Below are 26,289 nucleotides of genomic sequence, written 5' to 3' on the forward strand. Positions count from 1 at the left end.
CGGTCTAGATAAGAGATTCTACAGATGCCGCAAGGGGAAACCGAAAACAATACCGTTACCAAAGCCTTACTCGCCCTAGGCGCGAATTTGTCTACAATCACAGGTAGAATTGACGCCACACTAGAACGCGCCTTGTCCGAAATTCAATGCGAATCGACGCAAATCTGCCGGACAAGTTCATTCTATCACAGCCCGGCCTTTCCCGCCGGCTCGGGCCCCGACTTCGTCAATGCCGCCGCTGAGATCGAGACTGAACTGGGACCCGAGGCGCTGCTCGACCGCCTGCACCGCATCGAGGCGGCGCTGGGCCGGGAACGGCGCAAGCGCTGGGGCGCGCGCGTGATCGACCTCGACCTGCTGGCCTATGGCGACATGGTCCTGCCCGACGCCACCACGCAGGCTCATTGGCGCGAGCTTGACCTCGAGACGCAGATGGTGCGCGCCCCCGAGCGGCTGATCCTTCCGCATCCCAGGATGCAGGATCGGGCCTTCGTGCTGATCCCGCTGGCCGAAATCGCCCCGGACTGGCGGCATCCGCTGCTGGGGCTCAGCGTCGCGGAAATGGCCGCGGCGCTGCCCGAGGAAGCGCGCACCGGCGTCAGCCCGATCGGCTCGTGACCCTGCGGTCGGAAGTCGGGGCGAGGCGCGCGGATCTCCCCCTTGTCATTCGCGTTCAAAGGCAATACATGCAGGGTTCTTCCGCCAAATTGATCCAAAACGGAGTTCCCCATGGCGCGCGTTACCGTTGAAGATTGCGTTGACAAGGTTCCGAACCGCTTCGAGCTGGTGATGCTGGCCGCCCACCGGGCGCGCGAGATCACGGCCGGCGCGCCGCTGACCGTGGACCGCGACAAGGACAAGAACCCGGTCGTGTCCCTGCGCGAGATCGCCGAGGAGGCCCAGTCCGCCGACGCGCTGCGCGAACGCATGATTGAAAGCCATCAGACCCAGATCGAGGTCGATGAGCCGGAGGACGACCAGATGGCGCTGCTCATGGGGCAGGAGCAGGACAAGCCCGAGGACGACATGTCCGAGGAGAATCTGCTGCGCGCCCTGATGGAAGCGCAGGGCGAGAAGTAACGGGCCCCGCCGGGGCCCGTATGGGATGCGGCCCGGATGATCGACGTAGAAGATCTTGTTGAACTGGTCCGCAACTACAATCCGCGCTCGAATTCGGACCTGATCCGCGGCGCCTATGCCTATGGCAAGGCGATGCATGAGGGCCAGTTCCGCCATTCCGGCGAACCCTATTTTACCCACCCGGTCGAGGTCGCCGCGCTGCTGACCGAGCAGCAGATGGACGATGCCACCATCGCCACCGCGCTGCTCCACGACACGATCGAGGACACGAAATCCACCTATGCCGAGGTCGCCGACCGCTTTGGCGAGGAGATCGCCGGGCTGGTCGATGGCGTGACCAAATTGACCAATCTGGAACTCAGCTCCACCGAGACCAGGCAGGCGGAAAATTTCCGCAAGCTGCTGATGGCGATGTCCAAGGATCTTCGGGTGCTGCTGGTCAAGCTGGCGGACCGGCTGCACAACATGCGCACCATCAAGCATATGCGGCCGGAAAAGCAGGTCCAGAAGGCGCACGAAACGATGGAGATCTACGCACCGCTCGCGGGCCGGATGGGGATGCAGTGGATGCGCGACGAACTGGAGGATCTGGCCTTCAGCGTCCTCAATTCCGAGGCCCGAAATTCCATCATGCGCCGTTTCCTGCGGCTCCAGAAGGACACCGGCGACGTGATCCCGCGCATCACCGGCGACATCCGCGACGTGCTGGAGAAACAGGGTGTGGAGGCGCAGGTCTTCGGCCGCGCCAAGAAGCCCTATTCGGTCTGGCGCAAGATGCAGGAGAAGGAGCTGAGCTTCTCGCGCCTCTCCGACATCTACGCCTTCCGCGTCATCACCCGGTCGGAGGATGACTGTTATGCCGTGCTGGGCGCGATCCACCGGCGCTGGCGCGCGGTGCCGGGGCGGTTCAAGGACTATATCAGCCAGCCCAAAACCAACGGCTACCGCTCGATCCACACCACGGTCTCGGGTCGCGACGGCAAGCGGGTGGAAATCCAGATCCGCACCCGCGAGATGCATGAGGTGGCCGAGGCGGGCGTCGCCGCCCACTGGTCCTACCGCGACGGCGAGCGGGTGGAGAACCCCTTTGCCGTGGACCCGGCGAAATGGCTGGAAAGCCTGACCGACCGCTTCCTGGCCAGTGACGATCACGACGAATTCCTGGAGCATGTGAAGCTGGAGATGTTCGCCGACCAGGTGTTCTGCTTCACGCCCAAGGGCGAGGTGGTGAAACTGCCGCGCGGTGCCACGCCGATCGACTTCGCCTATGCGATCCACACCCGGATTGGCGACAGTTGCGTGGGCTCTCGGGTGGACGGGCTGCGCGTGCCGCTCTGGACCCGGCTGAGGAACGGCCAGTCGGTGGAGATCACCACGGCCGAGGGCCAGCGCCCGCAGGCGACCTGGATGGATATCGCCGTCACCGGGCGCGCGCGTTCCGCCATCCGCCGCTCGCTGCGCGAGGAACATCGCGACCGGTTCGCCAAGCTGGGCCGCGAACTGGCCCGCGTGGCCTTCGAGCATGTCGGCAAGAAGGCGACCGACAAGGCGCTGCGCACTGCGGCCAAGGCGCTCGGGCTCAAGGACGCGGAGGAGCTGCTGGCGCGGCTCGGCAGCGCCGAGTTGAGCGGCAATGCGGTCGTCGCGGCGCTCTACCCGGAACTGAAGAAACAGGCCAAGCCGGAATCGGTGGAGCCCACCCGCGCGGTGATCGGCCTGCGCCAGGACCAGAATTCGCAGCGCGCGCGCTGCTGCCAGCCGGTGCCGGGCGAACGCATCGTGGGGATCACCTATCGCGGCCGCGGCGTTGTGGTCCATGCCATCGACTGCCCGGCGTTAGTGGAATTCGAGGACCAGCCGGATCGCTGGGTGGACCTGCACTGGCACGACGGCACCCATGCACCGGCCTATTCGGTGACGCTCGACGTCACCATGGTGAACGATGCCGGGGTGCTGGGCCGCATCTGCACGCTGATCGGCGAGCAGAAGGCGAATATTTCGGATATGCAGTTCACGGATCGGAAACCGGATTTTTACAGGATGAGCATTGATGTCGAGGTCCGGGACGTGGAGCATCTGCACAACGTCCTGACCGCATTGGAGGCCGATAGCGACGTGGCCGCGCTCGAACGCTTGAGAGATGTCGAACGCAAACCATAATGTTGTCATGGAAATGAGGTAACTCCGTGCCGTGGCGGGCGCGGGAGCAAGGGAAGACGGATGTTCAAGCGCCGGATAAAACGCAACTGGCCGACCATCGTCGCGCACTGGTTCTATCCGCGCGGCGGCTGGGCGCGCGCGCTCAGCTACATGGCGCATCGTCTGCGGCGCCTGCCCGACACGCCCTCGAAGATCGCGCGCGGCGTCGGGGCGGGCGTCTTTGTCAGCTTCACGCCCTTTTTCGGCTTCCACTTCGTCACCGCGGTGATCGTGGGCTTCGCGGTGCGCGGAAACATTCTTGCCGCGTTGCTGGCCACGTTCTTCGGCAATCCGCTGACCTTCCCGCTGATCGCGGCAACCAGCCTGGAGACCGGAAATTTCCTGCTCGGCCGGGACGTGATCTTCCCGTTCCGGGTAATCGTGAGCAGTTTCGGCGACGCTTCGGTGGAGCTGTGGCGCAATTTCGAGGCGATCTTCACGGATGCCAACGCCGAATGGCACCGGCTGGCGGAATTCTTCGACACCGTGTTCCTGCCCTATCTCGTCGGCGGGATGGTGCCCGGATTCGCCGCCGGGCTGGTCGCCTATTTCTTCAGCAAGCCGCTGATTGCGGCCTACCAGAAGCACCGGCGCAAGAAACTGCGCAAGAAATGGGCCGAGATGCGGGGTTCGGCGGCGGATGCGCCGGCAAAGGACAAGGGGGACGCGGCCTGATATGGACGCCGCGCCGCAAGGGGGAAGAACGGATATGACAGGGGCATTGGGCAAGCTGCGCCTTGGCGTGAACATCGACCACGTGGCCACGGTTCGCAACGCGCGCGGCGGCGCCTATCCCGATCCGCTGCGCGCCGCGCTGCTCGCGGAAGCCGCCGGGGCGGATGGGATCACCGCGCATCTGCGCGAGGATCGCCGCCACATCGGCGACGCCGATATCGAGGCGCTGACGGACGGGCTTTCGGTGCCGCTCAACTTCGAAATGGCCGCGACCGATGAGATGCAGGCCATCGCCCTGCGATACCGGCCGCATGCGGTCTGCATCGTCCCCGAGAAGCGCGAGGAACGAACCACCGAGGGCGGGCTGGAGGTCGCGCGGGAAGAGAATCGCCTGGCCCATTTCATCGGGCCCCTGCGCGAAGCCGGGTGCCGGGTGTCGATCTTCATTGCCGCCGACCGCCCGCAAGTCGAGGCCGCCGCGCGGATCGGTGGCCAGGTGATCGAGCTGCATACCGGCGCCTATTGCGATTTCCACGCCGAGGGCCGGACGCAGGAACGCGACGCCGAACTGGACCGCCTGCGCGACATGGCGGTCTATGCCCACGACCTGGGGCTGGAGGTCCATGCCGGCCACGGGCTGACCTATGACACGGTGCAGCCCGTCGCGGCCTTCCCGCAGGTGATGGAACTCAATATCGGCCATTTCCTGATTGGCGAGGCGATCTTCCGCGGCCTGAAGGACGCGATCCGGGAAATGCGCCGCCTGATGGACGCGGCGCGGGGGTGAGGGCGGATGTTGCGGGTCATCTGGCGTGTCGTGATCTTGCCGTTTCGGGTCGTGCGTCGCGGGTGGCTGTTTCTCGTGTCGCTGCTGATTGTCGCATCCGTAGCGCTAAACATCGCCCTGTTAGCGTTTCAGGGACTCTACATCGCCGCGGCCGGCGTCTTGAACTCGGCGGGGATCGTGACACCGGCGATCCGGCAGGTTTCGGCGAACTTGAGTCGGCAGAAGGTCGGGCGCCAGATGGTGCGAAAGACCCGGCGCCGTGTGACGCGCCGCCTGCAACGAGGCGCGGCGCGTAGCATAGGATCGGCGGCCGGCGAAGCGATTCCCTTCATCGGGGTTGGCGTCATCGCAGGGGCTTTGGCGCTCGATGTGAAGGATGCATGCGACACAGCGCGCGACATGGTGGGGCTGGAGGCCGCTATCGCAGCGGAGAATGATCCCGAAATTGCACGGCAGAACGCCGAGGCGGCGTTCGACTGCAAGGAAATGATCCGAGAGGATCTGCCAGACAGCGATGCGCTGTGGGCCGCAGTGAGGGCGTCGCCCCGCAAGGCGTGGGAGGCCGCCCGTGATGCAGGAGTGTCAGTTGCTGAAGTCGATTGGACGGGCAAGGGCACCAGTATGCTAACCTGGGTGATCGGATTGCGGGACAGGGTCTTCGGATCGGACCCGACAGACGAACCGGCGGCGCAGGAATGATCCTCGGCATCGGCACCGATCTGTGCAACATCGACCGGATCGCCGGCGTGCTGGAGCGCCATGGCGACCGTTTCCGCAACCGCGTCTTCACCGATACCGAACAGGCCAAGGCCGAACGCCGCGCCGACACCGCCGGCACCTATGCCAAGCGTTGGGCGGCCAAGGAGGCCTGTTCCAAGGCGCTCGGCACCGGGCTCAGGATGGGCATCGCCTGGAAGGACATGGGGGTCAGCAACCTTTCCTCCGGACAGCCGGTGATGCACCTGACCGGCTGGGCGGCCGACAAGCTGGCCGAGATGACGCCGGAGGGTTGCGAGGCGATCGTCCATGTCACCCTGACCGACGATCACCCCTGGGCGCAGGCCTTCGTGGTGATCGAGGCGCGTCCGCATCCCGGTACGCCCGGCGCGCGCGCTTGACACCCCGGCAAGCAGCGCTCATGTAGCGCGGAATGCGGAAATGAGGCGGGACCGATGATGGCAAGCAAGAAGACTGCGTCCGAGGGCGGGCTGTTCGAGACGTTCAAGACGATCGTCTACGCGCTGCTGCTTGCCGGCGTGATCCGCACGCTCTTCTTCCAGCCCTTCTGGATACCCTCGGGCTCGATGAAGGACACGCTGCTGATCGGCGATTTCCTCTTCGTAAACAAAATGGCCTATGGCTATTCGCGCCATTCCTGCCCGTTCTCCATCTGCCCGTTCTCGGGCCGCATCCTCGGCTCCGAGCCCGAGCGCGGCGACGTGATCGTGTTCCGCCACCCGGTGAACGGGACCGATTTCATCAAGCGGCTCGTGGGGCTGCCCGGCGACCGTGTGCAGATGCAGGAGGGCGTGCTCTATATCAACGGGCAGCGCATCCCGCAGGAACCCGCCGGCACCTTCACCGAGACCTTCCGCCAGCAGGGGCCGATGGGCCATCTGCCGCGCTGCGAGAACGGCCCGGTCGGCCTCGGCGCGGAGTGTACGAAGAGCCGCTTCATCGAGACCTTTCCCGATGGCAGCACACACGCGATCCTGAACATCACCGATGACAGGTTCGGCGATACGACCCCGGTCTTCGAGGTGCCGCAGGGCAACTATTTCTTCATGGGCGACAACCGCGACAACAGCCAGGACAGCCGTTTTGCGCGCAGCGTCGGCGGGGTCGGCTTCGTGCCCTTCGAGAACCTGATCGGCCGGGCCGACCGGGTGACCTTCTCCTCGGCCGGCTCCTCGATGCTGGCCTTCTGGACCTGGCGCAGCGACCGCTATTTCAAGAGGATAGATTGAAGCTGTCGGCAGAGCTCCGGGCCTTCGCGGGCCGCATCGGGCACGACTTCCGCCGGCCCGACCTGCTGGTCGAGGCAGTGACGCATTCCTCGCTCTCCACGCCCGCACGGCCCGACAACCAGCGGCTGGAGTTTCTGGGCGACCGGGTGCTCGGGCTGGTCATGGCACAGGCGCTGCTAGACCACGACCCCGCTGCGCCCGAAGGGCTTCTCGCGCCGCGCTTCAACGCGCTGGTGCGCAAGGAAACCTGCGCCGACGTGGCCAAGGCACTGGATCTTGGCGCGGTGCTCAAGCTCGGCCGGTCGGAAATGATGTCGGGCGGCCGGCGCAAGGACGCGCTGCTCGCCGACGCGCTGGAGGCGGTGATCGCCGCGGTCTATCTCGATGCCGGGTTCGAGGCCGCCCGCGACGCGGTGCTGCGGCTCTGGGGCGCCCGTATCGCGCAGGTGGAAGCCGACGCGCGCGACGCCAAGACGGCGCTTCAGGAATGGGCCCAGGCGCGCGGCCTGAACCCGCCGGACTATGTGGAACTCGGCCGCAGCGGCCCGGACCACGCGCCGCATTTCACCATCGAGGCGCGGCTCGACAGCGGCGAAGCCGCGCGCGCCGAGGCGCCGTCGAAGCGCCAGGCGCAGCAAGCGGCGGCGCGGGCGCTGCTCGATCGGGTGGAGGCGGAAAATGGCTGACCCAAAACTGACCCGCGCGGGCTTCATCGCCCTGATCGGGGAGCCCAATGCCGGCAAGTCCACGCTCCTCAACCGGATGGTGGGCGCCAAGGTCTCGATCGTCACCCACAAGGTGCAGACCACCCGCGCACGCATCCGCGGCGTTGCGATGGAAGGCGCCAGCCAGCTCGTCTTCGTGGACACGCCCGGCCTCTTCGCGCCCCGCCGCCGGCTCGACCGGGCGATGGTGGCGGCCGCCTGGGGGGGCGCCGCCGATGCCGATATCGTGGTCCTCCTGGTGGAGGCGCATCGCGGCCTGACCGAGGGCGTTGCGCGCATCCTCGACGGTCTGGCCGAGCGCGGTCAGCGGGCGACGGTGGTGCTGGCCATCAACAAGATCGACCGCGTGAAGGCGCCCGCGCTGCTGGCGCTCGCCAAGGAGATGAATGCCCGCTTCCCCTTCGCGCAGACCTTCATGATCTCCGCCGAGAGGGGGCATGGGGTCGGCGACCTGCGCGCCTGGCTGGCGGAGGCGCTGCCCGAGGGCCCCTGGCTCTACCCCGAGGACCAGATCGCCGATCTGCCGATGCGCATGATCGCCGCCGAGATCACGCGCGAGAAGCTGACGCTCCGGCTGCATCAGGAACTGCCCTATCAGTTGACGGTGGAAACCGAAGCCTGGGAGGATCGCAAGGACGGTTCAGTGCGCATCGACCAGGTGGTCTATGTCGCCCGCGACGGCCACAAGGGCATCCTGCTGGGGCACAAGGGCGAGACGATCAAGGCGGTCTCCAAGGCCGCGCGGGAGGAACTGGCGGAATTTCTGGGCCGCAAGGTGCATCTCTTCCTGCAGGTGAAAGTGCGCCCCGGCTGGCTGGAGGAGGCCGAACGCTACAGCGAGATGGGTCTCGATTTCGGTGACGGGGCCTGATCCGCGGCGCGCCCGTCTTCTTCTTGCTTCAAGTATCCCCGCCGGAGGCTCCCGCCCGCGCCAAAGACGCCCCGGCGGCAGGAAAGGGAGGACCGATTGGCCAGGCTGACCGCAGATTTCTGGGTGCGCGCCTATCTCGCCCGGCTGGGGCTTGCCGGCATTCCCGCCTTCGTGACGCAGCACGGCGATGCCACCGCCGGCGCCGTGCTGGTCAAGCTCAACACGCTGGACGGGCGGGCTCGCGCCTATCAGCGCAGCTTCGATCTGGCGACCGGCGACCGCGCCTGGGTGGTGCTGGCCGAGGGGCCGGAAGCCGAGGTGGACGCGGCACTTGCGCGCCAGAAGGGCTTCGACCCGGATCTCTGGGTCATCGAACTGGAAGACCGCGCCGGGCGGCATCTGCTGGACGAGCCGGGGCTGGCGGACTAGCGTCGCGGCCATGGAATGGCGCGACGAAGGCGTGCTTCTGAGCCTGCGCAAGCATGGCGAGACCGCCGCGATCATCGAGGTCTTCACCGAACGCCACGGCCGCCACGCCGGCGTCGTGCGCGGCGCCATGTCCCGCCGGCTGGCGCCACTCCTGCAACCCGGCGCGCAGCTCGCGCTGGAATGGCGCGCCCGGCTGGAGGATCACCTGGGCAGCTACCGGGTGGAGCCGGTGAAATCCCGCGCCGGCGCGGTGCTGGGCGACCGGCGCGCGCTGGCGGGGCTCAGCGCGGTCTGCGCGCTGCTCGACTTCACCCTGCCCGAACGCGAACCGCATCCGGACCTCTACCGCCGCTCGGTTGCGCTGCTCGACGCGCTGGGCGCGGGCCGCGACTGGCCGCTCGATTACCTGCGCTGGGAGATGCGCCTGCTGGAGGAGATGGGCTTCGGGCTCGATCTCTCCTGCTGCGCAGTGACCGGCGCGACCGAGGGCCTGGCCTATGTCTCACCGCGCACTGGCCGTGCGGTCAGCCGTGCGGGTGCGGGAGAATGGCAGGAACGCCTGCTGCCGCTGCCGCCGGAACTGGCCGGCGGTGGATCGGGCAGCCGGCAAAATCTGCTGGCCGGATTCGCGCTGACCGGGCATTTTCTGGAAAGCTGGCTCGCGCCGGCGCTGGGCGACCGGCCGCTTCCCGGTGCACGCGGGCGCCTGGTGGACCGGCTGGCGCGCGATCCGCCCGGAGGAAACCGATGAAGAGCTTTGCCGAGATCCGCGAGATGGCCGTGGCCCGCAAGGGTGCCGCCGCGCTGGCTGCGGCGCTGCCGCCGCCGCCCGAGACCCCATTGGCCGCGCAGTCCGACGACAGGTTGCTTGCGATCTTCACCCGCTGCGTCTTCAACGCGGGTTTCAGCTGGACCGTGATCGAGACGAAGTGGCCGGGGTTCGAGGCCGCCTTCCACGGCTTCGATCCGGGGCGCAACGCGTTGATGTCCGACGACGATCTCGACGCGCATCTGAAGAACCGCGCCATCGTGCGCAATGCGCAGAAAATCCTGACGGTGCGCGACAACGCGGTCTTCCTGTGCGACCTGGCCCGCGCGCATGGCTCCGCCGCAGCCTATCTGGGCGCCTGGCCGCAGAGCGACACGATCGGGCTCTTCGACCTGCTGAAGACGCGCGGCGCGCGGCTGGGCGGCACCACCGGGCAATATGCGCTGCGCATGGCGGGCTATGACAATTTCATTCTGTCGAAATCGGTCGTGGCCGGGCTGAACATGGCCGGCGTGATCGACGGCGCGGCCACGTCCAAGACAGCGCAGCGCGCCGCGCAATCGGCCTTTGACGCCTGGGTGGCGGAGAGCGGCGAAAGCTATGCCAGGGTCAGCCGGACGCTGGCGATGGCGGTGCCGGACTAGATCGGCCGCCGTCCGATCCGCAACATCTGGCCATCAAGCGGCTCGGCGGCGAATTTGAGAATCACCGCACGGGCCATCGTCACCACTTAGGTTCGGGTTTTGAGTCTGGGGACTAGTTGGCCGACTGGTCGGCACGGCGAAACACCATCATCCGGCCTTCGTCGTTGGACAGGATCAGCAAGCGCCCGGACACTTCGGCGAGCGTCATTTCCCCCAACGCCTCGAAGTACGCGGCCTCGGCATCGAGCGCGGGGCAGGCGCGCTTCGTCGCTGCGATCGCGCTTGCCTCGAACCAGGGATAGGGCACGGCCTGGGTGCCGCTGTAGCTGTTGCAGGGCGCCTCGCCCGCGATCCGGCCTTCCTCGGGGAAGTGCAGCGTCGCGCGGGCGGGAAAGGCGGTGCCGTCGATCTCGGCCAGGATCCAGCCCTGGTCCGTCCCGGCATAGCCCGACACGGTCTCGTCCCGGTCGCAGAAGGACAGCCCCAGCAGCAGCGGCAAGGCGAAACGCAGCATCATGGCGCGGAGCCTGCCACGGCGGCTGCAGACCGTCTAGCCCAGCAAGCGCCGGGCAATCACTTGCGCCTGAATTTCCGCGGCACCCTCGAAGATGTTGAGGATGCGCGAGTCGCAGAGGATGCGGCTGATCTGGTATTCCAGCGCGAATCCGTTGCCGCCGTGGATCTGCAGCGCGTTGTCCGCCGCCGCCCAGGCGACGCGGGCGCCCAGGAGCTTGGCCATGCCGGCCTCCAGGTCACAGCGCCGGTCGGCGTCCTTTTCGCGCGCCGAGAAATAGGTGAGTTGCCGGGCCACCATAATCTCCACCGCCATCATGGCCAGCTTGCCGGCGACGCGCGGGAAGGCGATGAGCGGCTTGCCGAACTGCCTGCGCTCCAGCGCATATTGCAGCCCCGTCTCCAGTGCCGATTGCGCGACGCCAATAGCCCGCGCGGCGGTCTGGATGCGGGCGGACTCGAAGGTCTGCATGAGCTGTTTGAACCCCTGGCCTTCCACACCGCCCAGCAGGGTCTCGCCCGCCACCCGGAACCCGTCGAAGGCCAGCTCGTATTCCTTCATGCCGCGATAACCCAGCACCTCGATCTCGCCGCCGGTCATGCCAGGGCTGGGGAAGGGATCGGCGTCGGTGCCCGGTTCCTTTTCGGCCAGGAACATGCTCAGCCCACGGTAATCCGTGCTCTCGGGGTCGGTACGCGCCAGGAGCGTCATGACATGGGTGCGCGCGGCGTGGGTGATCCAGGTCTTGTTGCCGGTGATCGTGTAATCCGCGCCGTCCTTCACCGCGCGGGTGCGCAGGCTGCCCAGGTCGGAGCCGGTATTGGGCTCGGTGAAAACGGCAGTCGGCAACGTCTCGCCGGAGGCCAGGCGCGGCAGCCACTTGGCCTTCTGCGCGTCGGTGCCGCCGCACAGGATCAGCTCCGCCGCAATCTCGGACCGCGTGCCCAGGCTGCCGACGCCGATATAGCCGCGGCTGAGTTCCTCGGAGACGACGACCATAGAGGCCTTGGACAGGCCGAAGCCGCCGAATTCCTCCGGTATGGTCAGGCCGAACACGCCCATTTCCGCCAGTTCCTCGATGATCTCCATCGGGATCAACTCGTCCCTGAGATGCCATTCATGGGCATGGGGGACGACGCGTTCCTCGGCATAGCGGCGGAACTGGTCGCGGATCATCTCAAGCTCGTCATCGAGTCCGCTGGCGCCGAAGGTCGCAACGCCCTGGCGTTCCTCGATGAGTTGCGCCAGCCGCCCACGGGCCGCGGCGGTGTTGCCCGCGGCGGTCAGGGTCACGACCGCGTCGGTCATCAGGCCGCGCTGGTCCTCCTGGCTGAGGCCGATGTCCTGAAGGCGCACGATCTCGCCCTGGCTCATCGGAATGCCGCCATAGATCTGCCAGAGATACTCGCCAAAGGCGATCTGGTGGAGGAGCTGTTCCAACTCGCCGAAGCCGCCTTCGGTCTGCAGCCTCTCGGCCCAGCCCTGCATCTGGCGCAGGCTCTCGACATAGGTTGCGAGCCAGGCCAGACCGTGCGCCGCAGTCTGATGCGCCTCCAGCTTCGCGGCGGAGAGGCGGCCTCCCTCGGTCACCTCGGCGCGCAGCCGTTCGGTCGCCAGCGCGAGGATATCGGCGGCGGGCTTCACGGCGTCGCCGGTCAGCTTCAGAAGATCGGGAAGGAGGATCATATCGCTTGTGATTGTGGCGCTCATCTGGTTGTCCTGTCCATCATGCGGCATATCTGATCCTCTGGTCCCGGAAATGCTGCATTGCGTATAGAGACTTTGCAGGTGCAGCGCAACAATACTACGGCAGATTGCCCGCCTGCGCACGGATGTGTCGCGGCGTCATGCCGCGTCAAGACCGAAAACGGGGAATTCGGGCGGCGGGATGGTGGATATCGGGACATTGGCGCTGCTGGCGGCCGCGGCGATCACCGTCGCGGGCGGCTTCGTGAAAGGCGCCGTGGGATTCGCGATGCCGATGATCATGATCAGCGGCATGGCGTCCTTCCTGAGCCCCGAGATCGCGCTGGCCGGGCTGATCCTGCCGACGCTGGCCACTAACCTGGCGCAGACCTTCCGCGACGGGGTCGCCCCGGCCTGGGCGGCGTTCCGCGGTTACTGGCGGCTCAACCTGATCCTCATGGGCGTCATATTGCTGAGCGCGCAACTGGTCGTGGTCCTGCCGCAGGCGGTGCTGCTGGCCTGCCTGGGCGTGCCGATGACGGCCTTTGCAGTGACGCAGCTTCTGGGCTGGCAGATCCGCTTCCGGCCCGGCCACCGGCGCCGGGCCGAGGTCGCGACCGGGCTGGTCGCGGGGTTCTTCGGCGGGCTCTCGGGGGTCTGGGGGCCGCCGATCATCGCCTTCCTGGTCTCGCTCGACCTGCCGAAGCGCGAACATGTGCGGGTGCAGGGTGTCTGCTACCTGGCCGGCTCGATCCTGCTGGTTGTGGCGCATCTGCGTTCGGGCGTGCTGAACGCCGACACATTGCCCTTCTCGGCGCTGCTGATCCTGCCGGCCTTCCTGGGCCTCTGGGGCGGATTCGCGGTGCAGGACCGCATCGCGCAGAAGACCTTCCGCCGGGCGACGCTGGTGGTGCTGATGCTGGCCGGGCTGAACCTGATCCGCCGGGCGCTGACCGGCGTTTGAGGGTGGCGCCAAACGAAAATGCCCCGGCGCGGGGGCCGGGGCATCGGTGATGGTGATCGGGTTCTGCCAACCGGGCGCGGGTCAGCCGATGGCCGCCGCTTTCACGTCCTCATCTATATAGGGCACATACTGTTCGAAGTTGTCGGCAAACATCTGCACCAGCTTGGCGGCCTGCCGGTCATAAGCCTCGCCGTCGTCCCAGGTGCGGCGCGGATCGAGCAACACTTCCGCCACGCCCGGCACGTCCACGGGCACCTCGAAGCCGAAATTCGGGTCCTTGCGGAATTCGGCATCGTTGAGCGAGCCGTCGAGCGCGGCGCTCAGCAGCGCGCGGGTGGCCTTGATCGGCATCCGCGAGCCGGTACCGAAGGCGCCGCCGGTCCAGCCGGTGTTGACCAGCCAGCAGGTCGCGCCGTGACGGGCGATCTTGTCGCGCAGCAGGTTGCCGTAGACCTCGGGCCGCCGCGGCATGAAGGGCGCGCCGAAACAGGTGGAGAATGTCGGGATCGGCTCGGTCACGCCGATCTCGGTGCCCGGTGTCTTGGAGGTGAAGCCGGAAAGGAAGTGATACATCGCCTGCGCCGGCGATAGCCGCGCGATCGGCGGCAGCACGCCATAGGCGTCGCAGGTCAGCATCACGACATTGCGCGGATGCCCCGCGACGGAGGTTTCCGAGGCGTTGGAGATGTAGTGCAGCGGATAGGCGCAGCGCATGTTGGCCGTGAGGCTGTCATCCTCGAAGTCGAGATCCTTGGTGTCCTCGTCATAGACCATGTTCTCGATCACCGTGCCGAACTTGGTCAGCGTCGCGTAGATCTCCGGCTCCGCTTCGGGGTCGAGGCTGATCGTCTTGGCGTAGCAGCCGCCCTCGAAGTTGAAGATGCCGTTGTCGGACCAGCCATGCTCGTCATCGCCGATCAGCGTGCGGGCGGGATCGGCCGAAAGCGTCGTCTTGCCGGTGCCCGAAAGTCCGAAGAAGACCGCCGCGCCCGACGGATCGCCGGTGGTGTGATTGGCCGAGCAGTGCATCGGCATCAGACCCTTGCCCGGCAGGATGTAGTTGAGCAGCGAGAAGACCGATTTCTTGTTCTCGCCGGCATAGGCGGTGCCGCCGATCAGGATCAGGTTCTTGGCGAAATTCATCGCGATCACGGTGCCGGTGCGGCAGCCGTGTTCGTTCGGGTCCGCGGTGAAGGAAGGGCAGTTGATGATCGTGAATTCGGGCGCGAAGCCGTCGAGCTCGGAACGGTCCGGGCGACGCAGCATGTGGCGGATGAAGAGTCCGTGCCAGGCCAGTTCGTTGATCAGCCGCACGTCGAGGCGCTGTTCGGGATCGGCCCCTGCATAGAGGTCCTGCACGAAGTAGTCGCGGCCCTTCATATGGCGCAGCATGTCGCGGTGCAGCCGGTCGAACGCATCCGGGTCCATCGGCTTGTTGTTTTCCCACCAGATCGTGTCCTTCACATCCGGGGTGCGGACCACGAACTTGTCCTTCGGTGAGCGGCCGGTGTGTTTGCCGGTGGTCACGAGCAGCGACCCGCCCTGTCCCAGATGGCCTTCGCCGCGCTTGAGCGCTTCCTCGACAAGATCGGATTCGATCAGGTTGTAATAGACATTTCCAAGCTCGGATATGCCCTGATCCTCCAACGTGTTGGTTGGATTCACGCGTCCTTTGATCATCTGCAAGCTCCTGTGGGCCGGCGCCGCGGGCATCGGCACTACGTTTGTCGTCCTGACGCGGAGGGCCATTCCGCGTCGCTCTCTCTGTGTCGTTCCGAAAATTTGGGAACGAAGTCCCTATAGCATGTCGGTCGGGAAGGAAAACAGGACGGTTTTCCACAAGAACGCCATATTTTTGCACCATGCCTGCGGCAAATTAGTCATACGTTACGGGTTTTCGCCTTGTTTGGTGCCGTGGTCACCCCATGATTCGCAACTTGCGTGTTGATTATTGGTGCCGGAAGACGGAAAATATCCGAAAAAATAGTGCATCGAGCAATATAAGGAAAAAATCATGGCCACGATTGCATTGGTCGACGACGACAGGAACATCCTGACGTCCGTCTCGATGACCCTGGAGGCGGAGGGATTCGACGTACAGACCTATAACGACGGCCAGTCGGCGCTGGAGGCGTTTTCGCGCGGGCTTCCCGACATGGCGGTGCTGGACATCAAGATGCCCCGGATGGACGGGATGGACCTGCTTCAGCGTCTGCGCCAGAAGACCACGATGCCGGTGATTTTCCTGACCTCCAAGGATGACGAGATTGACGAGGTTCTGGGCTTGCGGATGGGGGCGGACGATTACGTGCGCAAACCCTTTTCGCAGCGGCTTCTGGTGGAACGTATCCGCGCGCTCCTGCGTCGGCAGGAGGCGATCGCCAGTGATGACGGTCCGGAGCCGGAGGAAAGCAAGGCCATCGTGCGCGGCGATCTGGTGATGGACCCGCTGCGCCACACCGTGACCTGGAAGGGCAACAACGTGACGCTTACCGTGACGGAGTTCCTGCTGCTGCAGGCGCTGGCGCAGCGTCCCGGTTTCGTCAAGAGCCGCGATCAGCTCATGGACGTGGCCTATGACGATCAGGTCTATGTCGATGACCGCACGATCGACAGCCATATCAAGCGCCTGCGCAAGAAGATGCGCACGGCCGATCCCGACTTCTCGGCGATCGAGACGCTCTACGGGATCGGCTACAGGTACAACGAGGAATGACAGCGGCGGCCCGCATCGAAATGGAACGGGCGGAAAAACCGGACGATGCCGAGATCGTTCTCGGCGAAGACTGGGAGGGTAATGCCGACGGTATCGAACAGGAGATGCGGGAGCGGCGCGAGCAGCGCAGCCTCGTCTCGCTGAACCGCTCGCCCCTGGCTCGCAAGATCGTCGTATTCAACCTCCTGGCGCTGGTGGTGCTTGTCACCGGCGTGCTCTATCTCAATCCCTTCCGCGACAACCTGGTGCTCCAGCGCGAACAGGCCCTGGTGCGCGAGGCGCGCCTGATCGCCGATGTGTTCGAGGCACAGCTTCCCAGGGTCGGCCCGGTCTCCATGGCGGTGGCCGACGGGATCTCGCCGGAGGAAACGCTGGCAGGCCTGCAACTGCCCGAAGGCGCCGATGTCTTCGTCTACGACACCAACCAGACGCTCGTCTCCAGCTCGGTCGGCCTGCCGCGCAGCAATGTGGACGAGGAACTGGTGCGCCGCGGGGCGGAGCCGCAGAGCACGGTCATAACCGATTTCCTCAATTCGGTCTGGGAACTGATGTCCAAGGTCTTCGCGGGCAACGCGGTGCCGGGCGCCGAGGTCAGCGGCGAGGAGATGGCCCGTGACCTGGTCGCCGAGGCGCTTGGAGGGTTCACCCTGGTGCAGAGCCAGCGTGATGCGCAAGGCAACAGCGTTTTCAGCGTCGCCTCGCCGATTCTGCAGGGTGACCGCGTGGTGGGGGCCGTGGCGCTGACGACCATCGCCGGCGAGATCGACCATCTTGTGCGGCAGGAGCGCGAGCAGGTGCTCCAGATGTTCGTCATCGCGATCCTGGTCTCCGTGGGGCTTTCGCTGGTGCTGGCCTCGACCATCGCCAATCCGCTGAGCGACCTGGCCGCGGCGGCCGAGCTGGGCCGCGACAAGAACGCCCGAAAGATGAGCCCGAACCGTGTGCGCATCCCCGATCTGTCGGCCCGCCCGGACGAGATCGGGAGGCTCTCCAACGCGCTGCGCGGCATGGTGCGTGCGCTCTATGACCGGATCGAGGCGAACGACCAGTTCGCCGCCGATGTCAGCCATGAGCTGAAGAACCCGCTCTCGTCGCTGCGGTCTGCCGTCGACACGCTGCGGGTGGCCAAGAACGACGTGCAGCGCGGCCGGTTGCTCGATGTGATCGAGCATGACGTGCGGCGGCTGGACCGTCTGGTCACGGATATCTCCGCCGCCTCGCGGCTCGACGCCGATCTCGTCAAGGAGGAGATGGAGAGCTTCGATCTGATCCGGCTGATCCGCTCTCTGGCCAGCCACCACGCCAACGAGGCCCGCAAGTCGGGGGTGGAGTTCATCGCCGACCTGCCCGACCGCCCGGTGCCGATCCAGGGCCTGGAGGGGCGGCTGGCGCAGGTTTTCGTGAACCTGCTGACCAACGCGGTCTCCTTCTGCGAGGAGGGCGACGCGGTGCGCATCTGGGTGCGCCGGCGCGAGAACCGCGTGCTCGTGGTGGTCGAGGATACTGGCCCCGGCATTCCCGACAACGCGCTGGGCAAGATCTTCAAGCGTTTCTATTCGGAACGCCCGCAGCAGCAGTTCGGCAACAATTCCGGACTGGGCCTGTCGATCTCCAAGCAGATCGTCGAAGCGCATGGCGGCGTGATCTGGGCCGAGAATATCCGCCCGACCGACGCCGACCCGACCTCCGAACCACTGGGCGCGCGCTTCGTGGTGGGCCTTCCGGTGTGAGCGCGGGACCGGCGCCGCTGATTCTCCATGCCAGCGCGGTGGCGTTGGACGGGCGCGGGGCGCTGATCTTCGGCGCGGCGGGGTCCGGCAAATCGGGCCTTGCGCTGGAACTGATGGCACTGGGCGCCCGTCTGATTTCCGACGACCGGACCGAGATCGCCCTGCGCGACGGCGTGGCCGTGGCCCGCGCGCCCGCCGCGATCCGCGGGTTGATCGAGGCGCGCGGCGTCGGGCTGCTGCGCGCCGAGCCGGTGGCCGCCGCGCCGCTCTGCCTGGCCGTCGATCTGGACCGGACCGAGGATCACCGCTTGCCGCCGCCCCGGCGCCGCACCATCCTCGGGGTCGAGCTGGAGTTGATCCACGGCCGCGATGCCCCACATCTAGCAGCGGCAATCCGTCAGTATCTTCTCGGCGGAAGGAGCGATTGAAAATGGGCGAAGGGCCCGACACATATCCGGGCGGGCCGGCCGAGGCGCAGGAGATCGTGCTGGTGACCGGCCCCTCCGGCGGCGGCCGGACGAGCGCGATCCGCGCGCTCGAGGATCTCGGTTACGAGAGCATCGACAACCTGCCGCTCTCCTTCCTGCCGCGCCTGCTCTCGGGGCCACCGCTCGGCCGGCCGCTGGCCCTGGGCGTGGATGTGCGCAACCGTGACTTCTCCTCCGCCGGCGTGGTCGCGGCGATGGGCGCGCTGGAACGCGATCCGGCGGTGTCGGCGCAGCTTCTCTATCTCGACTGCACGGCCGACGTGATCGTGCAGCGCTATTCCGAGACCCGCCGCCGCCACCCGCTCGCGCCCTCGGAATCGCCACGCGACGGGATCGAGCGGGAGTTCGACATCCTCGCCCCGGTGCGGGCGCGGGCCGATCTGCTGATCGACACGTCCGAGTTGACGCCGCAGGCGCTGCGCGCCGAGATCGCGCGCTGGTTCGGCGGCGGCGACGCGCAGCGCCTGGCGATATCGGCGCAGTCCTTCTCCTACAAGCGCGGCGTGCCGCGCGGGGCCGACATGGTCTTCGACTGCCGCTTCCTGAAGAACCCGCATTGGGAACCGGACCTGCGTCCGATGACCGGCCTGGACGCCGCGGTGGTGGCCCATGTCGCGACCGATCCGCGGCTGGAACCGTTTTGCGCACAGACGCTCGAGCTGCTGGTTTTCCTGCTGCCCGCCTTCCGCGAGGAGGGCAAGTCGCATCTGACGGTCGCTTTCGGCTGCACCGGCGGCCAGCACCGGTCGGTTGCCGTGACGGAAAAACTGGCCAAGGGCCTTGCACAGAAAGGGTGGCAGGTGTCTATAAGGCACCGGGAACTGGAACGGCGTGCGGGGGGCGCGCAGCAGAGAGGACTGGGTGACGGCGCGTGATAGGGATTGTCATCGTTGCGCATGGGGGCTTGGCGCGGGAATATCTCTCAGCGGTGGAACATGTCGTAGGCCGCCAGCCCGGGATCACCGCGATCTCGATCGAGGAGGAACATGACCGCGCCCTCAAACAGGAAGAGATCTGCGCTGCCGCCGACGCCGTGGACAGCGGCGACGGCGTGATCGTGGTCACCGACATGTTCGGCGGCTCGCCTTCCAACCTGTCGCTGCGCGCCTGCCGGCCCGAGGACCGCAAGATCCTCTATGGCGCCAACCTGCCGATGCTGATCAAGCTCGCCAAGTCCCGCCATCTCGGCGTGCCGGAAGCCGTGGCCAGCGCGATGGAGGCTGGGCGCAAATATATAAACAGTTTCGACGGGATGACGGGTTAGGACATGGCGGCCGAGGCGCGCAGGTTTAAGATCGTGAACGAGAAAGGTTTGCATGCGCGGGCCTCCGCGAAGCTGGTCGAGACGGTGGAGAAATTCGATGCCAGGGCCGAGGTGTTCCGGGACGGCCTGTCAGCCTCGGGTGACTCGATCATGGGGCTTTTGATGTTGGCAGCGTCCAAGGGAACCTATATTGAGGTGCAAACCGAAGGACCCGAGGCCAGCGCCCTGGCCGACGCGCTGGAGAACCTGGTCGCGGGTTGCTTCGGGGAAGACCTCTGACCTCAAGCCGGATGGCCATGCGCGTCGAACAGAACTCCGAGATTTCCCGGAACGTGCCGGACCCGGCGATGGAAGCCGCCGGTTACGAGCCCTATGACGGCCGCAACCTGTCCTATGCCGGCACCTTCACCAACCCGCTGAAGGCGAACGCGATCCGGGTGATCGAATGGCTGACCGGCAAGATCACCCTGCTCAGCCTGGTGCGCAAGTTCGAGCGTACGGGCCGCAAGCCGGGGCAGAGCTTCTGGCGCAAGGCGATCGACCTGCTGGAGATCGAGCTTCTGACCCCTCAGGAGCAGATCCGCCGCATCCCCGAGACCGGGCCGGTCGTCGTCGTCGCCAACCACCCCCACGGTCTGGTGGATGGCATGATCCTGGCCGAACTGGTGGGAACGGTGCGCCAGGACTTCAAGATCCTCACCCGCTCGCTGCTGACCAATGTGCCCGAGATTCAGTATCACATGCTGCCGGTGAGCTTCCCGCACGAACCCGACGCGGTGCGCATGAATATCGAGATGCGCAAGCGGGCGATGGAGCACCTCGCCGATGGCGGGGTCATCATCCTCTTCCCGGCCGGCCAGGTTGCCACCTCGCCGGGCTGGTTCGACGACGCGGTGGAGCCCGATTGGCTGCCCTTCACCGCCAAGATGATCCTCAAGAGCGACGCGAAGATCGTGCCGATCTTCTTTCCCGGCCAGAACAGCCGCTGGTTCCAGATCGCCAACAAGCTGTCGCTGACCGTCCGCCAGGGCCTGCTGCTGCACGAGATCGTCCATGCGATGAAAAAGCCGCAAAAACCCGTGATCGGCGAGGCTCTCGACCGCGACTCGGTGAAGGCCTGGCAGGGCAATCCGCGCGGCTTCATGGCGCATCTGCGCGAGCATACGCTCGGCTTGCGAGAAACCGGCGGCTGACCGCGCCGCCTTCATCTTTCCCGAAATACTCCGGGGTGAGGCCCCGCAGGGGCCGGGGGGCAGCGCCCCCGAAAACGCCCCGCCGCCTCAGCGCGTGGGCACCGGCGTCTCGCCGCGGTAGTCGTAGAAGCCGCGCTGCGTCTTGCGGCCCAGCCAGCCGGCCTCGACATATTTCGTCAACAGCGGGCAGGGGCGGTACTTGGTGTCCGCCAGCCCGTCATGCAGCACGTTCATGATCGCGAGGCAGGTATCGAGCCCGATGAAATCGGCCAGTTCCAGCGGACCCATCGGATGGTTGGCGCCCAGCTTCATCGACGCGTCGATGGAGGAGACGGACCCGACCCCTTCATAGAGCGTATAGACCGCCTCGTTGATCATCGGCATCAGGATGCGGTTGACGATGAAGGCCGGGAAATCCTCCGATGAGGCGGAGGTCTTGCCGAGTTTCTCGACCACGGCCTCCAGCGTCTTGTAGGTGGGCTCGTCCGTGGCGATGCCGCGGATCAGTTCCACAAGCTGCATCACCGGCACCGGGTTCATGAAATGGAACCCCATGAAGCGTTCGGGCCGGTCGGTGCGGCTGGCCAACCGGGTGATCGAGATCGACGAGGTGTTGGAGGTCAGGATCGTGTCGGGTGTCAGATGGGGAACCAGATCCTCGAAAATCGCGGTCTTGACCGATTCGCGCTCGGTCGCGGATTCGATGATCAGGTCGCTCGGCCCGATCTCAGACAGGGTCGTGGTGGTCGAGATCCGCGCCAGCGCCGCGTCCTTGTCGGCCTCGGTCAGTTTACCGCGCTCCACCTGACGCCCGAGATTGTGCTCGATGAGCGCCAGCGCCTTGTCGAGATTCTCCTGCGCGATGTCGTGCATCAGCACGTCATAGCCCGCAACCGCGAAGACATGGGCGATCCCGTTGCCCATCTGCCCCGCTCCGACGATGCCGACCTTGCTGATCTCCATGATGCCCTCCGAGGCGCGCTGACTTGCAGCACAATAGAGACGGGTGGCCGCCGGGTTCAAGTCCGAAGGACGCGGAGAAATTGCGTCAAATTCACCCTTTAGAAGTTTGGCAACGGCTCTGCGCGACTCTCGCTTCCGGGTAGACGGAAAACAGAGTGGGTGGAACCATGTTTGAACGCTTCGGAAGAAGCGGGATCGACTATGTCCCGTTTCGGCTTGAAAACTCGCGGCTGCGCTTTCGCGGACCGCAACCGGATCTCTCCGGTCCCTATTGCGCCTTTCTGGGCTCGACGGAAACCTACGGCAAGTTCATCGCCAGGCCCTATCCGGCGCAGGTCGAGGCCTCGTTGGGCCTGGCCTGTGCGAATTTCGGCTGTCTCAATGCCGGGGTGGACCTGTTTCTGGGCGACAGCGCCCTGCGCGAGGTCTGCGCGCGGGCCCGCGTGACGGTGATCGCGGTCATGGGGGCGCATAATCTGTCCAACCGGTTCTATTCGGTTCATCCGCGCCGCAACGACCGCTTCATCCGCGCCTCGGCGGCACTCAAGGCGCTCTTTCCAGGCCTCGATTTCACCGATTTCAACTTCACGCGGCACCTGCTCACGGGGCTGCGCGACCATGCACCGGAGGCCTTTCCGGCGGTGGTCGAGGAAGTGCAGTCGGCCTGGCTGGCGCGAATGCGGCAGCTCCTGCGCGGCATCCCGTCGCGGACAATCCTGCTCAACCTTGCCGAACGCCCGGCACCGGAGACGGACCTTCCGCTGGGCCCGGAGCCGCTTTTCGTGACCGGCGCGATGATCGACAGGCTGCGCCCGGACGTGTCGCAGGTGGTGGAGTGCCGGGTCTGCGTGCCGGAAGGCGCGGCGCGCCTGCACGGCATGGTCTTCGACCGGCTGGAGGAGAGCGCCGCGCAGGGGATGATGCCGCCCGCCCTGCACGAGGCCGCGGCGAAGGCGCTGATCGGGCCGCTGCGCGCGCTGGCGGTCTGAGCCATGAGAAAGGCCCGCCTGTCGCCAGGCGGGCCCGTCCCTGATACCGGATTCCGGTGTGGTTCAGAGCTTTCCGGTCAGCTCCGGCACCGCGTCGAAGAGGTCCGCGACCAGGCCATAATCGGCGACCTGGAAGATCGGCGCTTCCTCGTCCTTGTTGATCGCCACGATCACCTTGCTGTCCTTCATCCCGGCCAGGTGCTGGATCGCGCCGGAGATGCCGCAGGCGATGTAGAGATCCGGGGCCACGACCTTGCCGGTCTGCCCCACCTGCCAGTCGTTCGGCGCGAAGCCCGAATCGACGGCGGCGCGGCTGGCGCCCACCGCGGCGCCCAGCTTGTCGGCCAGCGCCTCGATGATGTTGAAGCTCTCCTGCGAGCCCACGCCGCGGCCGCCAGACACGACGATCTTGGCAGAGGTCAGTTCGGGACGGTCGCTTTCGGCAACCTTGTCGGCGACCCATTCGCTGAGCGCGGGATCGGACCCGGCGCCGATCGTTTCGACGCTGGCCGAGCCGCCCGTGCCGGCGGCCTCGAAGGTCGAGGTGCGGATCGACACGACCTTCTTGGCGTCCGAGGACTTCACCGTCTGGATCGCGTTGCCGGCATAGATCGGCCGCTCGAACGTGTCGGCGTCCACGATGCCGGAGACGTCGGTGATCACCATCACGTCCAGCAGAGCCGCGACGCGGGGCAGAATGTTCTTGGCGTCGGTGGTGGCCGGCGCGACGACGTGGTCGTAATCGGCGGCCAGATCGGCGATCAGGGCGGAGACCGGCTCGGCCAGGCGGTGACCGTAGAGGTCATGCTCGGCGCAGAGCACCTTGGCCACGCCCTCGATCTTGGCGGCGGCCTGCGCGGCATCGGCGGCATGCGCCCCGGCGCACAGCACCGTGACATCGCCAAGCGCCTTGGCGGCGGTCACGGTCTTGGCGGTCGCGTCGACGGAGAGTTCGCCATCGGTCACTTCGGCAAGAAGAAGAACGGCCATCAGATCACCCCCGCTTCGTCTTTGAGTTTCGTGATGAGCTCGTCGACCGAACCGACGATTTCACCGGCCTTGCGGGCCTCGGGTTCGGAGGTCTTGACGATCTCCAGCCGCGGTGCGGCATCGACGCCCAGATCGGCCGGCGTCTTCTCGTCGAGCGGCTTTTTCTTGGCCTTCATGATGTTGGGAAGCGAGGCATAGCGCGGCTCGTTGAGGCGCAGGTCGGCCGAAATGATCGCGGGCATCTTGACCTTGATGGTCTGCAGGCCGCCATCGACCTCGCGCGTGACCACGGCATGGTCGTCCTCGATCTCGATCTTGTTGGCGTACATCGCCTGGCTCCAGCCCAGGAGCGCGGCCAGCATCTGGCCGGTGGCGTTCATGTCGTTGTCGATCGCCTGCTTGCCGCAGAGCACCAGTCCCGGCTGTTCCTCGTCGATCACCGCCTTGAGCAGCTTGGCCACGGCCAGCGGCTCGATATCCTGGTGCACGTCTTCGCTAGCCACGATCAGGATCGCGCGGTCCGCGCCCATCGCCAGCGCCGTGCGCAGCGTTTCCTGCGACTGCTTCACGCCGATCGACACCGCGATGACCTCCTCGGCCTTGCCGGCCTCCTTCAGTCGGATCGCCTCTTCCACCGCGATCTCGTCGAACGGGTTCATCGACATCTTGACGTTGGCGAGATCGACGCCCGATCCGTCCGCCTTCACGCGGACCTTCACGTTGTAGTCAATCACGCGCTTGACAGGTACAATCACCTTCATTCCGCGTCTCTCCCTTGGATGAGCGCCCCGCACGGGCGGGGCCGTCCTGTGATAACTCGGTCCCGTTTACTGAAATCGCCAGCCGGAAAACAGGGCAAAATCGACGCGCCGGGGGCTTCTCACGTCGCGTTCTTCGCAAATCCGTAGCCGATAGTGGACTTATCGGTTCGCGCCCGGAACCCAGAGCACGTCGGCCCGTCCGCAATCGTTTGCCATGCGCGCTGCGACGAAGAACCAGTCAGACAGGCGGTTGAGGTACTTCACCGCATCCGGGTTGACCGATTCCACCGTCGCCAGTTCCACCGCCAGCCGCTCGGCGCGGCGCGCGACCGTGCGGCACTGGTGCAGATAGCCCGCCAGCGCGGTGCCGCCGGGCAGGATGAAGCTGCGCAAGGGCTCCAATTGCCGGTTCATGGCGTCGATCTCGGCCTCCAGCCGGGCGACCTGGCCCGCGCTCATGCGCAGCGGCGGATATTCCGCCTCGGCGTCCTTTTCCATGTCGGGGCGGCAGAGATCGGCGCCCAGGTCGAAAAGGTCGTTCTGGATGCGCGCAAGTTGCTCGTCCAACTCACCCCCGGCATGGAGCCGCGCAAGCCCCACCACCGCGTTGGCCTCGTCCACGGTGCCATAGGCCGTCACCCGCATGGAATGCTTGGCCACGCGCGCGCCGTTGCCCAGCGCCGTCTCGCCGTGGTCACCGGTCTTGGTGTAGATCTTGTTGAGCACCACCATCGGTCAGCCTCCCATGCGGCGGATCAGCACGAAACCGATGATAAGCACGATCGCCACGGCCTGCGCAATGATGCGGTAGCGCATCAGACGGTTGGCGTGCTTGCGGTTGAAATCGCCGCCCTTGGCGAAACCGCCGATCCCGATCATCAGGATGACGAGCACCAGCAGGACGGCGCCTGCGACGACATAGAAAAGCGGGTCGTTGGCCATGCGGGCCTCCCTTTCGGCTCTGGGCTGCCATGTAGCGGAATGCGCCGGAAAAGCGAATGCGAAATCCGGCGGCCGGGTCAGCTTTTCGCCAGAACCCAGTCCATTGCGCGGGTCGGCAGCACGCGACGCAGCGTGCCGACGAAATAGGTCGGCGTCGTCACGTAATAGCGCGGCTGCGGGCGCGGATGTTCCAGCGCATGGACCAGTTTCTTCGTCACCGCTTCGGGTGGCAACTCGAAACTGTCCTTCTTCGACTTGTCCTTGTAGAGCCGCCGGAGCAGCGTCTCGCGGTATTGCTCGGCGCGGGCGGAGTTCGCCCAGTCGATCCACTTCTCGAAATGCGGCCGCGAGTTCTGGCGGATCTTCGATGTCACCGGGCCGGGCTCGATCAGGATCACCCGGATGCCGGTTTCGGCCATTTCCAGCCGCAGCGCATCGGTCAGCCCCTCGAGCGCGTACTTGGTCGAGACATAGGCGCCGCGCCATTTCAGCGCCGAGAAGCCCAGGACCGAGGAGCATTGCACGATCCGGCCCGAGCCCTGCGCGCGCATCGCCGGGATCACGCGGCGGGTCAGTTCGTGCCAGCCGAAGAAATTTGCCTCGAAGATCGCGCGCAGCGCGTCGGTGGGCAGATCCTCGGTCGCGCCGGGCACTGCATAGGCGCCGTTGTTGAAAAGCGCGTCGAGCCGTCCGTCGCAGCGTGTCAGCGCCTCCTCGGCGCCTTTGGCGATGCTCTCGGGGTCCTCGTAGTCGAGCCGAAAGCTTTCCAGCCCCTCGTCGCGCAGCCGTTCGCAATCGGCTTCCTTCCGGCAGGTCGCGAAGACACGCCAGCCGCGCTCTTGCAAGCCTTGGGCGGCGTTCCGTCCGATGCCCGACGAACAGCCGGTGATCAGGATGGTCTTGTCAGCCATGCGCGTGCCTTTCGATGGGGTGATGTCCTTGA

The 26,289-nt window shown here is 66.1% G+C and carries 31 protein-coding genes; 22 read left to right on the plus strand and 9 right to left on the minus strand.

Annotated elements, in window-relative coordinates; genetic code table 11:
• The first annotated feature begins 24 nt into the window (after positions 1-24).
• The 13 genes from folK (at position 25) to DDZ14_RS10595 (ending at position 10,146) form a co-directional block, all read left to right on the plus strand.
• Complete coding sequence (folK, locus tag DDZ14_RS10535) at positions 25-618, plus strand: 2-amino-4-hydroxy-6-hydroxymethyldihydropteridine diphosphokinase (RefSeq protein ID WP_109424922.1); 594 nt, start codon at positions 25-27, stop codon at positions 616-618.
• A gap of 111 nt (positions 619-729) precedes the next feature.
• Entirely contained in the window at positions 730-1,080 is a 351-nt protein-coding gene (gene rpoZ, locus DDZ14_RS10540) for a DNA-directed RNA polymerase subunit omega (RefSeq protein WP_109424923.1), read from the plus strand.
• Between the two features lie 36 nt (positions 1,081-1,116).
• Entirely contained in the window at positions 1,117-3,240 is a 2,124-nt protein-coding gene (locus DDZ14_RS10545) for a bifunctional (p)ppGpp synthetase/guanosine-3',5'-bis(diphosphate) 3'-pyrophosphohydrolase (RefSeq protein ID WP_109424924.1), read from the plus strand.
• Positions 3,241-3,300: 60 nt separating this feature from the next.
• Positions 3,301-3,954 (plus strand): DUF2062 domain-containing protein, encoded by a 654-nt coding sequence (locus DDZ14_RS10550; RefSeq protein WP_109424925.1) that lies wholly within the window; start codon positions 3,301-3,303, stop codon positions 3,952-3,954.
• Between the two features lie 34 nt (positions 3,955-3,988).
• Positions 3,989-4,741, plus strand: a complete 753-nt coding sequence (locus tag DDZ14_RS10555; RefSeq protein WP_109424971.1) for a pyridoxine 5'-phosphate synthase — start codon at positions 3,989-3,991, stop codon at positions 4,739-4,741.
• Positions 4,742-4,747: 6 nt separating this feature from the next.
• Positions 4,748-5,440, plus strand: a complete 693-nt coding sequence (locus DDZ14_RS10560; RefSeq protein ID WP_109424926.1) for a hypothetical protein — start codon at positions 4,748-4,750, stop codon at positions 5,438-5,440.
• Positions 5,437-5,859, plus strand: coding sequence for a holo-ACP synthase (gene acpS, locus DDZ14_RS10565; protein ID WP_109424927.1), 423 nt, complete (start codon positions 5,437-5,439; stop codon positions 5,857-5,859). Before DDZ14_RS10560 ends, acpS begins: the two co-directional genes overlap by 4 nt.
• Positions 5,860-5,916: 57 nt before the next feature.
• Positions 5,917-6,708 carry a signal peptidase I gene (gene lepB, locus DDZ14_RS10570; protein WP_109424972.1) on the plus strand — a complete coding sequence of 264 codons (792 nt, stop codon included), beginning with the start codon at positions 5,917-5,919 and terminating at the stop codon, positions 6,706-6,708.
• The gene (rnc, locus tag DDZ14_RS10575) at positions 6,705-7,394 is read left to right on the plus strand and encodes a ribonuclease III (RefSeq protein ID WP_109424928.1); all 690 of its coding nucleotides are present in this window, start codon (positions 6,705-6,707) and stop codon (positions 7,392-7,394) included. Before lepB ends, rnc begins: the two co-directional genes overlap by 4 nt.
• Positions 7,387-8,304: a GTPase Era gene (gene era, locus DDZ14_RS10580; RefSeq protein ID WP_109424929.1), complete on the plus strand. Its 918-nt coding sequence runs from the start codon at positions 7,387-7,389 to the stop codon at positions 8,302-8,304. Before rnc ends, era begins: the two co-directional genes overlap by 8 nt.
• Before the next feature lie 96 nt (positions 8,305-8,400).
• Positions 8,401-8,733: a DUF1491 family protein gene (locus DDZ14_RS10585; protein ID WP_109424930.1), complete on the plus strand. Its 333-nt coding sequence runs from the start codon at positions 8,401-8,403 to the stop codon at positions 8,731-8,733.
• Between the two features lie 10 nt (positions 8,734-8,743).
• Positions 8,744-9,484: a DNA repair protein RecO gene (gene recO, locus DDZ14_RS10590; RefSeq protein WP_109424931.1), complete on the plus strand. Its 741-nt coding sequence runs from the start codon at positions 8,744-8,746 to the stop codon at positions 9,482-9,484.
• Positions 9,481-10,146 (plus strand): DNA-3-methyladenine glycosylase I, encoded by a 666-nt coding sequence (locus DDZ14_RS10595; RefSeq protein ID WP_109424932.1) that lies wholly within the window; start codon positions 9,481-9,483, stop codon positions 10,144-10,146. The genes recO and DDZ14_RS10595 overlap by 4 nt, the downstream gene beginning before the upstream one ends.
• 112 nt (positions 10,147-10,258) lie before the next feature.
• Here the strand turns inward: DDZ14_RS10595 and DDZ14_RS10600 are convergent, their stop codons facing one another.
• Positions 10,259-10,663 (minus strand): META domain-containing protein, encoded by a 405-nt coding sequence (locus DDZ14_RS10600; protein WP_369914849.1) that lies wholly within the window; start codon positions 10,661-10,663, stop codon positions 10,259-10,261.
• 33 nt (positions 10,664-10,696) lie between these two features.
• Positions 10,697-12,397 carry an acyl-CoA dehydrogenase family protein gene (locus DDZ14_RS10605; RefSeq protein ID WP_109424933.1) on the minus strand — a complete coding sequence of 567 codons (1,701 nt, stop codon included), beginning with the start codon at positions 12,395-12,397 and terminating at the stop codon, positions 10,697-10,699.
• A gap of 151 nt (positions 12,398-12,548) precedes the next feature.
• Here DDZ14_RS10605 and DDZ14_RS10610 point away from each other — a divergent pair, with 151 nt between their 5' ends.
• Complete coding sequence (locus tag DDZ14_RS10610; protein ID WP_109424934.1) at positions 12,549-13,310, plus strand: sulfite exporter TauE/SafE family protein; 762 nt, start codon at positions 12,549-12,551, stop codon at positions 13,308-13,310.
• Positions 13,311-13,391: 81 nt separating this feature from the next.
• Here DDZ14_RS10610 and DDZ14_RS10615 read toward each other — a convergent pair whose 3' ends face one another.
• A complete protein-coding gene (locus tag DDZ14_RS10615) occupies positions 13,392-14,990 on the minus strand; it encodes a phosphoenolpyruvate carboxykinase (protein ID WP_109424935.1) in 1,599 nt (532 codons plus the stop codon).
• A 334-nt stretch (positions 14,991-15,324) separates the two neighbouring features.
• Here DDZ14_RS10615 and DDZ14_RS10620 point away from each other — a divergent pair, with 334 nt between their 5' ends.
• From DDZ14_RS10620 to DDZ14_RS10650, 7 genes are read left to right on the plus strand one after another with little or no spacing between them, the layout of a single operon-like run.
• On the plus strand, positions 15,325-16,026 hold the full coding sequence (locus DDZ14_RS10620; protein ID WP_109424936.1) for a response regulator transcription factor: 702 nt from the start codon (positions 15,325-15,327) through the stop codon (positions 16,024-16,026).
• Entirely contained in the window at positions 16,023-17,756 is a 1,734-nt protein-coding gene (locus tag DDZ14_RS10625) for a sensor histidine kinase (protein ID WP_109424937.1), read from the plus strand. Before DDZ14_RS10620 ends, DDZ14_RS10625 begins: the two co-directional genes overlap by 4 nt.
• Entirely contained in the window at positions 17,753-18,184 is a 432-nt protein-coding gene (locus tag DDZ14_RS10630; protein ID WP_233252545.1) for an HPr kinase/phosphorylase, read from the plus strand. The genes DDZ14_RS10625 and DDZ14_RS10630 overlap by 4 nt, the downstream gene beginning before the upstream one ends.
• Positions 18,185-18,186: 2 nt before the next feature.
• A complete protein-coding gene (rapZ, locus tag DDZ14_RS10635) occupies positions 18,187-19,119 on the plus strand; it encodes an RNase adapter RapZ (RefSeq protein WP_109424938.1) in 933 nt (310 codons plus the stop codon).
• Positions 19,116-19,508 carry a PTS sugar transporter subunit IIA gene (locus DDZ14_RS10640; protein ID WP_109424939.1) on the plus strand — a complete coding sequence of 131 codons (393 nt, stop codon included), beginning with the start codon at positions 19,116-19,118 and terminating at the stop codon, positions 19,506-19,508. The genes rapZ and DDZ14_RS10640 overlap by 4 nt, the downstream gene beginning before the upstream one ends.
• Before the next feature lie 3 nt (positions 19,509-19,511).
• On the plus strand, positions 19,512-19,787 hold the full coding sequence (locus DDZ14_RS10645; protein ID WP_109424940.1) for an HPr family phosphocarrier protein: 276 nt from the start codon (positions 19,512-19,514) through the stop codon (positions 19,785-19,787).
• A gap of 11 nt (positions 19,788-19,798) precedes the next feature.
• Positions 19,799-20,701 carry a lysophospholipid acyltransferase family protein gene (locus DDZ14_RS10650; protein WP_369914852.1) on the plus strand — a complete coding sequence of 301 codons (903 nt, stop codon included), beginning with the start codon at positions 19,799-19,801 and terminating at the stop codon, positions 20,699-20,701.
• 87 nt (positions 20,702-20,788) lie between these two features.
• Here DDZ14_RS10650 and DDZ14_RS10655 read toward each other — a convergent pair whose 3' ends face one another.
• Positions 20,789-21,664, minus strand: coding sequence for a 3-hydroxybutyryl-CoA dehydrogenase (locus DDZ14_RS10655; RefSeq protein ID WP_109424941.1), 876 nt, complete (start codon positions 21,662-21,664; stop codon positions 20,789-20,791).
• 167 nt (positions 21,665-21,831) lie between these two features.
• Between DDZ14_RS10655 and DDZ14_RS10660 the strand changes: the two genes are divergently transcribed.
• The gene (locus DDZ14_RS10660; RefSeq protein WP_109424942.1) at positions 21,832-22,653 is read left to right on the plus strand and encodes a DUF6473 family protein; all 822 of its coding nucleotides are present in this window, start codon (positions 21,832-21,834) and stop codon (positions 22,651-22,653) included.
• 63 nt (positions 22,654-22,716) lie between these two features.
• Here DDZ14_RS10660 and DDZ14_RS10665 read toward each other — a convergent pair whose 3' ends face one another.
• From DDZ14_RS10665 to DDZ14_RS10685, 5 genes are all read right to left on the minus strand, one after another.
• Complete coding sequence (locus DDZ14_RS10665) at positions 22,717-23,643, minus strand: electron transfer flavoprotein subunit alpha/FixB family protein (RefSeq protein ID WP_109424943.1); 927 nt, start codon at positions 23,641-23,643, stop codon at positions 22,717-22,719.
• Positions 23,643-24,404, minus strand: coding sequence for an electron transfer flavoprotein subunit beta/FixA family protein (locus tag DDZ14_RS10670; RefSeq protein ID WP_109424944.1), 762 nt, complete (start codon positions 24,402-24,404; stop codon positions 23,643-23,645). Before DDZ14_RS10670 ends, DDZ14_RS10665 begins: the two co-directional genes overlap by 1 nt.
• A 159-nt stretch (positions 24,405-24,563) precedes the next feature.
• On the minus strand, positions 24,564-25,136 hold the full coding sequence (locus tag DDZ14_RS10675) for a cob(I)yrinic acid a,c-diamide adenosyltransferase (RefSeq protein ID WP_109424945.1): 573 nt from the start codon (positions 25,134-25,136) through the stop codon (positions 24,564-24,566).
• Between the two features lie 3 nt (positions 25,137-25,139).
• Complete coding sequence (locus DDZ14_RS10680; protein ID WP_109424946.1) at positions 25,140-25,346, minus strand: twin transmembrane helix small protein; 207 nt, start codon at positions 25,344-25,346, stop codon at positions 25,140-25,142.
• A 77-nt stretch (positions 25,347-25,423) separates the two neighbouring features.
• A complete protein-coding gene (locus tag DDZ14_RS10685; RefSeq protein ID WP_109424947.1) occupies positions 25,424-26,257 on the minus strand; it encodes an SDR family oxidoreductase in 834 nt (277 codons plus the stop codon).
• Positions 26,258-26,289 lie beyond the last annotated feature (32 nt).

Source organism: Maritimibacter sp. 55A14 (assembly GCF_003122205.1).
In the GTDB taxonomy this organism is placed as follows: domain Bacteria; phylum Pseudomonadota; class Alphaproteobacteria; order Rhodobacterales; family Rhodobacteraceae; genus QEYE01.